The 15,190-nt window shown below is 48.4% G+C and carries 8 protein-coding genes and 1 pseudogene; 3 read left to right on the plus strand and 6 right to left on the minus strand.

The features are described from left to right. Positions 1 to 88: 88 nt before the first annotated feature. The 6 genes and pseudogenes from ABXS70_RS21910 to ABXS70_RS21935 all read right to left on the minus strand — a co-directional run bounded on the left by ABXS70_RS21910 (position 89) and on the right by ABXS70_RS21935 (position 9,635). On the minus strand, positions 89 to 1,762 hold the full coding sequence (locus ABXS70_RS21910) for an extracellular solute-binding protein (protein ID WP_342554284.1): 1,674 nt from the start codon (positions 1,760 to 1,762) through the stop codon (positions 89 to 91). 152 nt (positions 1,763 to 1,914) lie between these two features. Continuing rightward, on the minus strand, positions 1,915 to 3,513 hold the full coding sequence (locus ABXS70_RS21915) for a response regulator transcription factor (protein WP_366290863.1): 1,599 nt from the start codon (positions 3,511 to 3,513) through the stop codon (positions 1,915 to 1,917). An 11-nt stretch (positions 3,514 to 3,524) separates the two neighbouring features. Next, positions 3,525 to 5,327, minus strand: a complete 1,803-nt coding sequence (locus ABXS70_RS21920; RefSeq protein ID WP_342554282.1) for a sensor histidine kinase — start codon at positions 5,325 to 5,327, stop codon at positions 3,525 to 3,527. A gap of 82 nt (positions 5,328 to 5,409) precedes the next feature. Then, entirely contained in the window at positions 5,410 to 6,117 is a 708-nt protein-coding gene (locus tag ABXS70_RS21925) for a DNA alkylation repair protein (RefSeq protein WP_342554281.1), read from the minus strand. A 308-nt stretch (positions 6,118 to 6,425) separates the two neighbouring features. Beyond that, complete coding sequence (gnpA, locus tag ABXS70_RS21930; RefSeq protein WP_366290867.1) at positions 6,426 to 8,600, minus strand: 1,3-beta-galactosyl-N-acetylhexosamine phosphorylase; 2,175 nt, start codon at positions 8,598 to 8,600, stop codon at positions 6,426 to 6,428. 5 nt (positions 8,601 to 8,605) lie between these two features. After that, positions 8,606 to 9,635 (minus strand): annotated as a pseudogene (locus ABXS70_RS21935) (glycoside hydrolase family 88 protein). Between the two features lie 181 nt (positions 9,636 to 9,816). Here ABXS70_RS21935 and ABXS70_RS21940 point away from each other — a divergent pair. From ABXS70_RS21940 to ABXS70_RS21950, 3 genes are all read left to right on the plus strand, one after another. Next, positions 9,817 to 10,785, plus strand: coding sequence for an AraC family transcriptional regulator (locus tag ABXS70_RS21940; protein WP_366290870.1), 969 nt, complete (start codon positions 9,817 to 9,819; stop codon positions 10,783 to 10,785). Between the two features lie 137 nt (positions 10,786 to 10,922). Beyond that, positions 10,923 to 14,054: an ATP-binding protein gene (locus ABXS70_RS21945; protein ID WP_342554277.1), complete on the plus strand. Its 3,132-nt coding sequence runs from the start codon at positions 10,923 to 10,925 to the stop codon at positions 14,052 to 14,054. After that, positions 14,051 to 15,169, plus strand: a complete 1,119-nt coding sequence (locus ABXS70_RS21950) for a response regulator (RefSeq protein ID WP_342554276.1) — start codon at positions 14,051 to 14,053, stop codon at positions 15,167 to 15,169. Before ABXS70_RS21945 ends, ABXS70_RS21950 begins: the two co-directional genes overlap by 4 nt. Positions 15,170 to 15,190 lie beyond the last annotated feature (21 nt).

Genomic DNA, 15,190 nt, shown 5'->3' on the forward strand with positions numbered 1-15,190 from the left:
TTACTTGTCGTATTACTTTATAGGGATGCTTGCTTGTAGTTCTTCTTGACCTGCTTGTTGTCGTACTTCATGCAGATGTTTCCTCTAGTTATCCCCACAGCTCTACACGTCTGCGAACCTCTTCTGTAAGTGCATCCTCATAGGCTTTAATATCTGCACTTTCTTTCAGTGTCGATTGATATTCCTCCCATGTCTTATCGAACTCGGCTGGTGACGTCATGATTACTTTAGGCAGCCACTTCCGCTTCACATCGTCCATCTTCTGTCTGGCGATGGTCTCCGGCTTATTCGGTTCGAAATTGTACGTATAGATCGGGAACCATGGTTCGTTCTCTTCTGCTGGCTCCAGGAAATCCGTAAATTTGGTATATCCATAGGCTTTGAGTACTTTTTTATCGATATCATTCAGTGTTGCGAGATACTCTTCAGGCTGCTCTTTCGGGTCCAGTGCATTTTTACCGTCTGCTGTCATGCCTTCATGGTGCGGGAAGTAAACCAGCGGGCTTCCTGTGTTCGCCAGCACCCAATCCGGATCTTTGGCATTGGCACGCTGCTCCTCGTTACGGGAGAAAACGCCTTTGTCATCCACCTGATAATCTACATCTTTCTGTCCCCATGTTCTCAGCACTTCAATCTCCGGATCGAGCAGGTCATTAATGTATTGAAGTGCTCCCTCCACATCTTTACAGCTCTTCGTGATGGCAAGTCCGCCGTTGACGTTCAGGATTGGCTTATGCTGATACCGTCCTTTTACGTCCTCGGACAAGGTAATGGACAGCGGTACATACGTTCTTTCATACAGCTTTTGTTTGACAAGAGAAGCCTCGGCGTCAAGGAACTGCCATCCCTGATCGACCATACCGAGTACGCGTCCAGTCGAAATTTTGGAGATGTACTGATCGTAATTGGCAGTGAACGTCTCGTTGTCAACCAGCCCTTTATTGTAGACTTCATTGATCTTTTTAAAATAAGCCTTGGCTTCCGGAATCGTATTATAGTTCTTCGCCGTTAATGTGGCTTTGTCGATAATAGCAGCTCCCTCGTTCGGATAGCCTGCCAGGAACAGCGGCGGGTTCTCCAGTGCGAAGTAACGCCAGTCGTAAGAAATAATCTCGAAACCGATGGTTGGCTGACCATTAATCGTTGGATTCGCGGCTTTGTACTTTTCGATCAAGTCAAAGTACTGATCCAGTGTTTTGATCGTAGGGTAATTGGCCCACTCCAGCACCGCTTTCTGAATCCAGAATGCTTCTCCATCATGGGATACCTTCATGGACTCACCCTGTAAATTTCCAAACTGAGGAATAAAGTAGATGTGACCATCCGTTGAATTTTTCATCTTCTTCCAATTGTCACCCAGATAGTTTTTGATATTTGGATATTTGTCGATATAGTCCTCAAGCGGTACAAGGGCGCCGGCAGATACCAGCTGCTGTGTACCATCACTGCCATCAATAAAGTCCGGATATTCCCCGCCTGCAATCATGACACCAATCCGTTCTTTGGCGGTCTGACCCGTGAGCCAGTCCATCGTGACCCGCACTCCGGTCTTTTCTTCAATCGCCTTTAAAACACGGTTGTCGTCAGGCGCAAGCTTGCCAGGTACAGCAAAAAATGCGGAAAACTGCTTCAAGTCTTTGCCGTCTGCTGTCTTTTCTTCTGTCTTGGATGAACCCGGCGAACACCCGGCGAGCACTACCGTAAGCATCAAAGTCAGTAATACGAACTGCCTGAATCTTTTTCTGACATCCTTTTTCATCATGACCCCTCCAGCGAAATATGTTGAGAGACAAGCCTTGGAAAGCGCTTTCCAAATGCTGACTTAAAATTATCATTGTTACCTGCGCTCCTCAACGGGACAAACTATAGGCCTCATCCCAATAATTCCAGATATGCAAAAAAACCTGCTCCCCTCTACGGAGAACAGGATGAAGAATCCGAAGTATACACCGCTTGTGCCCTTTTTCGATACTGTGCTGGCGTCTCTCCCCTGACTTTCTCGAAGCGGTTAATAAAATAATCGGAATCCCGATATCCGACCATTGCTGCAATCTCATACACCCTGTAATCGGTTCTACGCAGCAGCCGGGCAGCCTCTTCAATTCGGATCTGATTCAGGTAATCACTGAAACTTACCCCATAGTGCTTTTTGAAAATCTGTCCCAGATAGGCACTGTTCATGTAAAAATGCTCTCCGAGCAGTTTCAGGCTGATATTTTCCGTATAGTGCTCATGAATATAAGCTTCAACCCGGGCAAGTACCCCCATCGCATTCCATTTCTGCTGCTCTTTCAGCTTATCGGCACATTTGTATGAGAACTCGCATAGATTTTCGATATTTTCTTCCATGGACAGCATGGCATAGTTCTCCTGCAAAAATGTGGACTGCAACCATTCCTCATCCGGATTCCGCTGCGCATGATCACTGTTAACCAGGCCGAGCAGGGTGTACGCCAAATAATGAAGATGAATGCCCACAATGCCCGGCTCAATCCGCTGTTCCAGAAAAAATTGAAAAATAGCCTGCGCATGACTGTGTATATCCCCGATTCGCTGTTCCTCAATGGCTTGAATCAGTCCATCAAAGAGCTGCTTTTCCCGCCCTGCAGGCTGATTATTAAAAACAGTTGTATCCATATGCTCATAATAGTAGATCGGACCATATGCACTGAAAAAGCGCAAACTTTTGATCCTGCTGCAGGAATAGTAGGATTCATGCAGTTCCTCCAGCCTGCTTACCTCCTTGCCAGCATAGATCGCAACAGCCGCACTCTGTATGCCGCTCAGCTCCGCATAAAGCCGAGTAACGTATTGTTCCAAAGATAATGCCTCCTGCTTCAGCAGCAGGTCAGTGACTATATGCAGTATTCTATTTTTCTCGCCGGTAAAGGATTTCAGGACAGTTCCTGCATGATTCTGGTTCATACTCGCTTCCACGTGCAGACACCAGTCAGCCTGCTGCTCTCGTCCAGACTCCGTTTCAATCATCAAACATCGGAACTTCGCTGCATCCCCGTATTGAGTTCGCACATGGGCAAGAGTCTCCTCGTCAGCTGATCCAAGCAGGATCGACTGCACATGCTGGACCATAACAATCTGTTCCTGCTTTTCCTGATGTCTCTTTTCTTCCGTCCTCTCCAAAAAGGAGGCTCTGAATGCCTCCAGCACCTGCAGCAGCTCGTCTTTGACAATCGGTTTAAGTATATAATCGTTCACCTGATACTTAATCGCTTGTTTGGCGTACTCAAACTCATAGAATCCACTGAGCAGCACCATCTTCATCTCGCCGCCATACTGTTCATATATAATTTTGGCAAGCTGCATACCATCCATTTCCGGCATTTTAATGTCGGATATGACAAGGTCAGGCTGCACTTTCCGAATACATTCGAGTGCCTGCACCCCGTTTGAAGCCTGACCGCAAATCTGAAATCCAAGTGCGTTCCAATCGATCAGCAAAAGAAGTCCTTGGCGAATAAATGGCTCATCGTCCACAATCAGCACGTTGATCATATCCTCGCTCCTTATCCCTGAGATGCTTGTACAAGCGGAATCTGTATCCGAATTGTAGTCCCCTTGTACCTTTCACTGACAATGTCCACCTGCACACGTTCATCAAAATACATGCGAAGCCGAATATAAGCATTCATAACCCCGATACTGCTCAGCTCACTGAGCCGCTCCAGACTAGGATCAAGCATCATATTGCGAAGCACATCCAGCTTGTCCTCTTCCATGCCAACCCCGGTATCCTGAATCATGATATGCAGTTGGTCATTCTGTTTCTGAAACCTGACTTCCACGACACCATCATTCAAGCTTCCCTCGATGCCATGAATGCAAGCATTCTCTACAAATGTTAATACCGTCAGTTTTGGAATTTTCATCTCCAAAATGCCAGTATCTGCAGCGTCAATAACGAACTGCAGCTTCTCCCCAAAACGGTATTGCTGGATCACCAGATAACTCTCAACAAAGCGAATTTCATCCTGAATGCTGACAAGATCATTGCCCCAATTAATCGTCTGCCTCAGCAGCAGCGCGAGCTTCTGAATAATGTCCGAGGTTTCGTGTTCTTCCTTGATCAAACTGCGCATGCGGATCGTTTCAAGGGTGTTAAACATAAAGTGCGGATTGACCTGGCTCTGCAGCGCCTTTAATTCAGCTTGTTTCTTGGAGATTTCCAGCGCCTGCCGTTCGACCTGTCCTTTAAATACAATTTCAATCAGATTCCTGATTTTGATCACCATCATGTTGTAGCTGTGGGTCAGGCTTCCGATCTCATCCCTGCCAGCCGCTTCTGCGATTACTTCAAATTTCTCCTGTTTAACTTGATCCAGATGTTTGGCAATACGGCCTACTCGGTGAACAAGTGACCTGGAAATGAGCCAGATGAGCAGCGTTGGTACGAGCAGATTAACAATAATCAGCAGCATCAGATTAAATCTGGAATCAACGATCTCTGTGAGAAAATCCAGTTTCTCCCCGCGCACGATAATCTGCCAATTTTCTGATACGACAGGAATGGATACCACCGATTCTCCAGTATCCCTCTCCATGTCGGACATCAGGTAAAACGGCTTCCGTGCTTGATTCATCTGTGCGTCATTCGAGAAAATAATCCGGTCGTTTGAAACGATGTATATTTTCCCGCCAGCTCCTTCGTTTTTGAAGGACTTGTTGATGAAGGCATAATCGAGGTCTACCTTTAATACCTTCTCCACCTGCTGTTTTCCGAAATAATTCAGCTTGCGAATAATGCTGACCTTCCGCCCGCCTTGACTTTGCGACATCTCAGCCTGCTGCTTGTCAAAGTACGAATAGATCATCATCTGCTCATCCGTATTCATCAGCGCCTGATACCATTCACTCTTTCGGATCTCATCATTTAGCTTGATGAAATTACCGCCATTCACGAACGTATCATTGTCTACGTAGAAGGTTACCTGGTTCACCTGCTGGTAGCTGTAATAATAACGGACCAGATTGTTGCCGCTCAGCATATCATAATATGCAAAATAATAGTCTTCCTGATTGCGGTACTTGGATTCCATAAACCGGTTCATTGTGGCATCCGTGTATAAAAAATTGGATACGTACAAACTATTGTCCAGACTGTTCCGCAGATTAAAACGAATCCGCTGCTGCATTTCGTTAATCCGGCTCTGCTCTTTTGCTTCGATCTGTCCCTTGATACTTTGATAAAATACGGCATTCGTGGCTAGTACGGGTATCAGCACACAAAAAATAAACAATATGTACAGCTTCGTTCTAAGACTCCAATCATCCAGTAACTGAATACGCTTACACTCCATCCTGCGTTTCATGTCCGTTGTTGTCTCCCCCACCCGTGTCATCCATTAACACCATTATAACGAGCCATGGCGATAATGGAATACACGTTTCGGGTTAACATCTTACATATTTGCGCTTGAAACCAAGCTGATTACGATCCACTGCTTTTTGAATATTGTCGGAAGCACTTAACTGCTTGCTTTTCGGCTTGTCCAAGCCTACCTCAACCGGGCCCACTCTTTTGGCCGTTTGCACCGCCAGATCATGCAGCGGAACATAAGATATCGCGACATTGTAGATAAATAGATTCATCGCTATTTTGGCCCGTTCCGGAGCAGTGTGAATCGTTTGTGCTGCCTGCTCAAGCATCTGTTTAATTTTATCTTCCTCAAACTCGGTATCCTTGCGGCTGCCGAGCAGCCAGCAGTAACAGCTCCACCCGCCGGACATTCGCAGTTCCTCTCCACTGGCTATCCACTGATCCGCAACCTCTTGTGCAATATCTGTCTCTGCCAGAGTTACAGCGACCACATAATCGGACAGCATATAGAAATAAGCCGCATCCATCCAGCGATCAAAGTCGGCCTGGGTCATGGCTTTGGGGTCAGCTATAATGCCTGCAAAATACATGGCATCATAGTTGCCTGTTGCATACAGCTGCTCAGCCAGCGGCTGATTTTTCTTGATCTGCTTCGCCATCGGTTTCATTGCTCCTGTCGCAACACCAAACAGCGGTTCATGTGCACCATTAGACAAATAGATTTTTTTAGTACGTTCCTTGCCCAGAGCCTCCAGCTCCTGCATAACCTCGTTGATATTCATATGAGCAGCTCCTTGCTTTCCTAGTTTTTTCCTTCCTCTCCGTTAAAGTGTAAACTGAATCCGTTTAGTCTCATAGTTATTAAAAGCAGCTTTCGCTATACATAGCTTCAAGTTTTGACATAACTTTTCATTAGTCTAGCACATAAGGGCGTGTGTCCATACATGCAGCATATCATCCTTAAATCAAAATGTGTTGGCGCCACAAAAAGCCCAAAGGCCTATAACAAGCTGCAGACCTTGAGCTTTTTTGCGGCAAACTAATCATTTTCACGTCGATTCCATGAAGTACAACCTTGCCAATATTGATCTCACACCGATGCCTGCGCCCCAATTCGGGTGATAATCGTATCAAATGGAGCGATATGCAGCGTCTGCATACCGTGATCTGTTTCAATCGTGGTCGTCTGCGCTTCATCGCTGTTGTTGATGACAACCAGCTTGCCGCTCTCGGGATAATACGCACACTCGGTAACCATATTATCCGTAATATACTTGGTATTGTGCAGCTCATTACCGCCAAAGTGGACCAGATTCAGCAGCAGCCTGGCATTCGCCCAGTTGAACTCGAACGAGGACAGATAGATCCCATGCCCCTTACCAAACGCATGAACAGACAACGCAATATCTCCTCCTGTCTTCTGCAGTACCTCGGCCGTTCCATCCGTCAGATACAGCTGCGGATTGCCTGTCACTGCCGCACCTTCCGGTATAAGATCATGCCGATCCTGAACGTCATACGCCCATTTTCCATGCACCACACGCGCACCGGTGTCCTCATCAACCCCGAGCACATGAGCCATTCGGAAAAAGGTATCGTACCCTTCCACCGCAGACGGCTGGTTGATGCCAATGAACGTGCCTCCGTCGTGCACCCAACGGGTGAGCTGATCTACACATGCCGTGTCTCGCCATTGTTCTCCGCCACTCCACGCAGAACCCGCACGGCCCGCATTAATGACCACATCCACCTCACTGAGCACGCCCTGACGTATATCCTCAAAATCAATAAACCGAACGTTTACCGGCAGCCCGGATAATGCTTCATTCACATGAATGAGATCATGCATATAGGTCTCATGGAAATGTCCTGACAGCGTCCACGATCTCAACCTGCCCCAGCTGTGCAGTACAGCTACCCTGGTTTGAAGCTGAACGGGTTTACCTGCCTGATGCAGCTCCTTGATCTCCCTGAACTCGTCCGCGACCTTCTCGATATATTCCACGAAATCAGGATACGGCTCCACCAAATGCAGATATCCACCCAGTCCAATCCGGTCAATCTTCTCGCGCAGCAATGCACGCCGAATGTTGATCCAGTAGTTTTTGGCATCCAGCGTCGGATTTCCTCCCTCTTTAAAAGTTGGTAATCCGCCCAGACCCACAGGGAACAGGTACGGGTGAAGACGAATCTCGTGTGTGTCCACCTTGATCCCCGAGCACATTCTGACCTCATACCCGGAGAAAACACATTTGATCATGCCATCGAAGCCAAACTCTTCAAAACGATCGTTGTACGGCTCCATGCCTACCCAGCTGTCATCATAGAAGACATAGGCAAGTTTGCCATGCTTATGTACGATATCAATCAGTTTTTGGCCGAATTCAATGACAAAATCGTTGATGAACGCCATCCAATCCAGCTTTCGCTGCCCCGCAGGCATATGGCTGACCTGATATTTGCCTCCATTCACAAAATCTTCAGCTGTGAGTAAATAGCCATATTTTTCGGCAAAAAGATCTAGCCCTTTTGAACTTACCGTGAAATCATATGAACCCCAGTCGGAGAACAGATGACGGTTCCGCTCATCACTACCCCATATCCAGGCAAAATTATAGAAAAGCGAGGTAAACCGGACAACCGTTGTTTCCGGATGCGCAGCGCACCACCGTTCCATCCAATCCAGCAGATACGTCTGTGTATCCGTATAAATGGGATCGATCTGCATCAGGTGTTCCTTGTCCCAGTTGTTGGTCGTGTGGTTATACATGGAGATTTCTTCCCATATACGATAAACCATGAAACTTACCGTGTATTTATGCCAGGCCGCAATGCCGGTTATGACCACGTGGCCGGATTCCCTTTCGTAATTCCACTGGCTTCTCGGCACTTCCTGTCCCGTCGTTCGGTCATATACCTGCCAATACTTTAACGCTTCCTTCGAATCGTTGACCTTGAATTGTTCGGCAAAAAAATCTTCCATCAGATAGAAGGAGATATAATCCTGCACGGCCACCTTCGGCTGTGTAATCAGAAAGCACTGCTGCAGCTTATCTTGGTTTCCCGACGCCCATTCATTATGATCCCGAATGATGCAGATGGTCGAATAAATGCCGTATCCGGCTTGAATAATCTCATCCGACAATCTCGTCCCGTCACTGTCACGAATCACATCGGCTCCCCATCGCTGGGCCAGCTCCAGCGTCAGCGCTTCATAACCGGATTCTCCCGGTAACGTGAAAGAGCCTTTGGTCGATTTCGGCAATGTGTTCACTCTCCTTGTCGCAGCAGATCGGATAGAAATGCCAGTGCCAGTCCCTGACCCCAACCTTGAATCCAATCCTTCGGAATGTTACGGTAACCGTCGCGGTCCTTCATTACAGCCGTTCCACCGGATACACCCAGCACACGCCCATCTTCGCTAATATGGTTCAAAATGCCGCTCAGCGCTTTTTGCACATATTTCGTATGCAGCGGATTGCCATTATTGATCATCGCAGCGGCAATGCCGCAGGATGCAGAGACTTCCTCATATGATTCCGGATCATCCAGTACGGTACGCCACAAGCCCTCTTCCGTCTGCAGCAGCTTGAGAGCCGCAAGCTGATCTCGCAGGGAACACTCAACGTCCATACACTGCGGATACAGATACCATTCTCTAAGCTGCGGTTTTACCTGCGACATCGTATAGGCTCCCCATGCATTCGCACGTCCCCAGTAAAAACCCGACATATGATCCTTGTTCACATTGTTATAGCCGTGGTACCACAGGCCTGTGCCGGGGTCCTGCAGGTATTTGATATGCCAGTAATACTGATTCAGGGCATCCTGAATCATCGCTTCATCCTTCAGCTTGCTGCCTACCCGGAGCAGGAAGAAGGCTGCCATAAACAGCGTATCCGCCCAAGCCTGTTCGGGAAAATCATTCGCGGTGGATACGGTATGCTGCGAGCACCCGATCGCCGAAGCGGAGCGCATGATTTTGCAAATAATCCACCTTACTCATCACGATATCCCAATATTTCTGATTCCCGGTCTCTTCATATAACGTAATCAGCACATGCCCCATCGCACATGTATTCACCGTCCAGCTCGGAAGCCCCAGTTCAATATATTCATCTGCCCATTGTACCAGTCTGTCCAGAACCTCCTGATCACCTGTTGTTTGGTAGGCTCTCGATACACCGTAATAGGCCACACCGCAGGGCCAATCCCACGTCAAATCCATATCCAGCGTTTTTCTCGTTACATGGTGAATCACATTTAGAAGCTGTTCCCGGTCATATTTCAACTGCAGCATTTTGTATTATTCCCCTCTCCTGCGCACACTCCTCCAATTGATCCCGAGAAGCGACTGTCCTGTGATGTAAACGCTTTACTTATTTCATTGTACGCAGTAAAATAGTCTGCATCTAAGCATATTCGTAACAAAACTGCGCAATTTCGATCATTTATAATCAGACGAATGGGAGCAGCCGGACATGCCCAAACCTAAGAAACCTGTCATTGAATACCGTCATTACAGCCTGCCCATCGATTTTCCCGTACTGCTGCTCAGCGGGGAACGCTGGAAAATATCCGATATCAAGAGTGAGCATCTGCATTTCCATAATCATATGGAGATCGGCATTTGTTACTCCGATGGAGGGGTGATGGAGATTAAAGGGGAATGCGTTCCATTCCGGGCAGGAGACGTGACATTTCTTCCCCGCTATCTGCCGCATACCACTTACAGTTCACCTAATAACGCAAGCAGGTGGGCTTATCTCTTTTTTTCACCAGAAGAGCTGTTCCAGCATGCTTTAAAGATGCCTCACGGTAATATGGAGCCGAATCTCCGGACCATTCGAGCAGACCGCTGTGTGCTGCATAAAGATCAATATCCGAAAGTCTATACGCTGGCATCTTCCATTGTGGAAGAAATACAGCAGCAGTCCCCTTTCTACCGGGAAAGCGCGTATGGGCTGTTAATGTCACTCTACATCGAGCTGCTGCGTATTCATGCCGGCGATGAGCTCGGCTCTAATCCGGAGAGGAAGCCAGAACAGGCACGGGAACAGGAGATGCAGGGCCGTCAACCTGACCTCGTCATCTCACCTGCCCTGGAGTTCATTACGAGAAGTTACATGATGCCTGTGACGATTGACGAGCTTGCAGAGCTATGTCACCTGAGCACCACTCATTTCCGCCGTAAATTCCATGAGATTATGGGGACGACACCGCTTGATTTTCTTAACAGCACAAGGGTCGAAGAGGCCTGCAAACGATTAAAAAGTACCGATGCCTCCGTGCTGTCGATCTCCGAGCAGGTTGGCTTCCGCTCCATCTCCAGCTTTAACCGCTGTTTCGCCAGGTTAATGGGCGAGTCACCGAAAGCATGGCGAACAGGAACGCATGTGGAAGCCCCCTCCGCCAAAGCGTCTATATTGGCATTTACAGGCTGGGTTTGACCTCCGACATTCAATACAATAAACAAAAAATAAACAAAGAAAATTGTCGAAATTCAATTGCAGCCCCCAGGGATATCCGCTACAATGCCGATAGACTACTAGAGATGATTGGCGATCTCCCAAAGGAGCAGCTTAGCGTGTTATTACGAATTTTGAGTGCTGTGCTTACAGTGATGCTTGCTGCGGCGCTGCTGGTTCTGTCCACGATCAGAGAGCCGCAGGCTGCCGCACTCCATGCACGCCAGGGTATTCTCGATCTCGCAACCTGGAACCCGAAGCTGATGGATCGCATCAGGCTGGATGGGGAGTGGGAATTTTATTGGAAAAAGGCCCCCTTACCTCAAACGATAGATCAGAAACAGCATGATATCCACGTCACTCCCGATGCCTATGCCGAAGTTCCGGGTACTTGGGGCCCGGTTCAGATAGGGAACGAACGACTGCCTTCGTACGGCTTTGCTTCATATCGGCTTGTGCTGCGCAATACACCGATTGAGGGCACACTCGCCATCAAAAAAAGCAATATCCGTTTCGCCAGCGAAATTTACGTCAACGGCATCAAGCTGCTGCAGGACGGACAAGCCGTGGAAAAAACAGCCGGTTACAAGGCAGGTAATTCTCCACAAATCGGTTTTTTCCCTTATGATGGCGGCGATATTGAAATATTGGTCCGGGTGGCGAATTACGACTATCCTAACGCCGGCATTTCCGGACCGCTCTTTTTTGGCGAACAGGCGGCGATGCTCAAAAGCCATCAGAGCCACACAGCCATTGAACTGGCCGCAATGGCTGTTCTGGCTGTAATAGCCGTCATTTTTCTCGTCAGCTACTTGGGGTCGGCCTTGTATCGAAGCCGAGATGATTCTCTGCTGCTGCTCGGCCTAATCTGTCTACTGTATGCCCTGTATAATGGCATGATCAGTGAACGTGTTCTGACCGAAACAGGAATTCATTTTTCATTTAGTACGCTGTATAAATTAAAGGATTTTTGCTCTGTTGCCTGTCTTGGCCTGCTCATATTTTATTTCCACCGTTTCCGGGCAGGCATGATCTCCGCAGGAATAACCTCTACAGCGTTGTTTGTTTTTGGAGCATATATCTGCCTGCTCGCACTCTTTCCCATCTCCGTCTACGTGTTAACGGCACCTATTGTCATCGGGCTGTATACGTTAATTCTGCTATGGCTGCTTGTACAGTGTGCTGTGCGGTTTGTAATTAGCGAGAAGGGAGAACGACTATCCGGCTTTCTATGGTACGCAGCCATGCTCTGCATTACGCTGTACTGTCTGGACATTAACCTGTTCTCCGTTTCGCTTAAGGAAAACGTGAATATCGGACAGGTGTGCATCGTTCTGTTCAGTATCTTGATGCTCTTTCTCGTTGTGCTTCGATTCTTCGAGGCTTATCTTACCGTCCAATCCCTTAAGGACCAGCTTCTTTTACTCGATCAAGTGAAGGATGACTTTCTCTCCAATACTTCGCATGAATTAAAGACACCGCTCAATGCCATCGTCAATATTAGTGAAAGCCTGCTCAAAGGTTCGGAAGGCCGGTTAACAGAGGAACAAGCTCAAAATCTGGCGGTTGTAACAAGCAGCGGCAGAAGGCTGACATATCTGGTGGATGAACTGCTGGACTACTCCAAAATGAAACATGGAGATATTCCGCTGCACCGCTCGGCTGCCGATCTGTCCGCCTATGCTGAATCGGTGATGCGTATGCACTCATTCCTGCTGGGCACGAAAAACGTAGAGCTGATCAACAGTATCCCGGCGGATTTCCCGCTGATTTATGCGGACGGGAACCGACTCGTGCAGATCCTGCATAATCTGGTCGGTAATGCCGTCAAATTTACCGACCACGGTTCTGTTCGCATTAGTGCCTCGATTGTGCACGGCAAAGCTGAAGTGCGCGCTGCAGACACAGGCCGCGGCATCAGCCCGGACAAGCTGGAGCACATCTTCCTGCCATTCGAGCAGGAAGAGGGTACGGGACCCAGGGCTGCCGGGGGGACAGGGCTTGGTCTGAGCATTACCCGCAAGCTTGTTGAGCTGCACGGTGGAACGATTCACGCTGAATCGGTGCTTGGTCAAGGATCTGTGTTCGTTCTAACTTTCCCGCTTGCCGAAGCTAAAAAAGTGAAACGTTCCAACGTTCCACCTCTGAACCTGCCTCCGGCGGTTTCAGGTCATCGTGCACTGAGATACGAGGAACCTGTCATTATGCCGGGCCTAAAAAATGAATGGATTCTCGTCGTTGATGATGATGCAGCTAATCTGCAGACGATCATAAGTCTGCTGAAACTGGAAGGTTACAGTTATGCCGTCACTTCACAATCCGGCTCGGTATTGGGTCTGCTGGACCGGCTCCCTGCCGTTCATCTGATCATAGCGGATATCATGATGCCAGGCATGTCCGGTTACGAATTGCTTGATCGTATTCGGGAACGCTTCTCCCCTTCCGAACTGCCCGTGCTCATGCTGACCGCGGGCAATAAAGCCCATCAGTTAAAATTGGCACTTGAGAAGGGAGCTAATGATTTCGTAGCCAAACCCTTCGAATCGGAGGAACTACTGGCTAGAATCGGCGGCCTGACCCGAATGAAGACGTCTGTTCAGGCGGCACGAAATGCCGAGATTTCCTTTTTGCGATCCCAGATTAACCCGCACTTTCTGTATAACGCCTTGAATGCGATTGCCGAATTGTGTGTTGATGCACCGAATCAGGCGGAACAATTAATCCTGCAGCTGTCCAGTTATCTGCGGGGAAGCGTGCACTTCAAACATCTGGATTCCAAAACAAGTCTGGTCAACGAGCTCGAGATGATTGAAGCTTATGCAGCCATTGAACGCGCGCGATTCGGATCAAGGCTGGAGGTCATCATCGACGTGGACGCCGATGTAGACCGCAGCATGGACATTCCGCCGCTCATCCTGCAGCCGCTCATCGAGAATGCCATTCGGCATGGTCTGATGTCCCGTGTGGACGGCGGACGGGTGATGCTGTCTATTCGTAAGGTGAATGAAATGGAAATCAGATTTACCATTGAGGACAACGGCATCGGAATAACAAAGCAGCGAATGAAGGACATCCTGCAGGCTGCCGATGGCAGCACCGGTGTCGGTCTATGGAATATTTCCAGCAGGCTGAAGCTGCTGTATAACAGGGATATTCAGTTGGAAAGCCATGATGGTGAAGGAACACGTATTACGTTTGACCTTCCCATTCAGTACTACAGCAATAAGGGTAACGGGGGTTACAGTACATGATGAGAGTAATCATCGTAGACGATGAAGACCTGTCGCTCAAGCGGCTGAAGCGTATTTTGACTGAAAGTGGAAAAATAGAGGTGTGCGAAGTATTCCAGGACCCCGAGAAGGCTTGTGAATACGCTGCGAATAACAGCTTTGATGCTGCCTTTCTTGATATTACGATGCCGCGGATCTCAGGGATGCAGCTGATTGGCGAATTGCGCAGACATCATGCTTCCCTTCCGATCGTGCTTGTAACAGGATATGAAGAGTATGCCGTACAGGCTTTTGAAAAAGAGGTCATCGACTATGTGATCAAACCCGTGACCGCCGAGCGTGTAAGCCGCAGCATACAGCGTTTGCAGGAGCGGCTTCGCGACACCATCATCTTGTCAGAGCCCGTTTCCCCGCCCCCTCGCCTGACGGTGCGGCTGTTCGGTGAATTTATGGTGTTTGCCGGAGAGGATACGGGTAGTCCTATCAAACTGCGAACACCCAAAACGGAGGAACTGCTCGCATTCCTCTTATATGCCAAGTCGACAAGCCGCGATGCACTGGCCGATACGTTATGGAAAGACCTAAGTCCGCAGAAGGCGTGGACGAACATCAATTCAACGCTGTATTATGTTAGACGTGCGATTGGAGACAACACCGATATTCCCATTATCCTCAAAGATCGAAACGGGATTCGTGTAGATCGCAGCGTAATGGATTGTGATCTGTATGAGTTCGAAACCTTATGCCGTAAAATTCGTCAAACCTCAACCTATCAGCCTGAAATGTTTGAACGAATCGATACCCTTTATCGTGGAGAGCTTCTGAAAGGGCGGCACTATGAATGGGCTTTGGCGTGGTCAAGACAGCTGGAGATGGATTTTATTACAACGATGGAAACCGCCGCCCAGTATCATCTCCAGCAAAATCAACCGCTCCGTGCCCTGCACTATTTTGATCGGGTCCTGCAGATTGACTCTATTCGGGAAGATATTCACCGTGAAGTAATTCTTCTCTATCTTTCGCTGGGCCGGAGGGCGGAAGCCCAGTGGCAGTATCAGCTTCTGGAGGAACTGCTCCATGAGGAGCTTGGTTCGCACCCATCGCCTGATCTCAAGCAGCTGCTTCGGCAATCATAGCCTAAATAAAAACAGTAAAGC

Source organism: Paenibacillus sp. AN1007, assembly GCF_040702995.1.
Lineage (GTDB): Bacteria > Bacillota > Bacilli > Paenibacillales > Paenibacillaceae > Paenibacillus.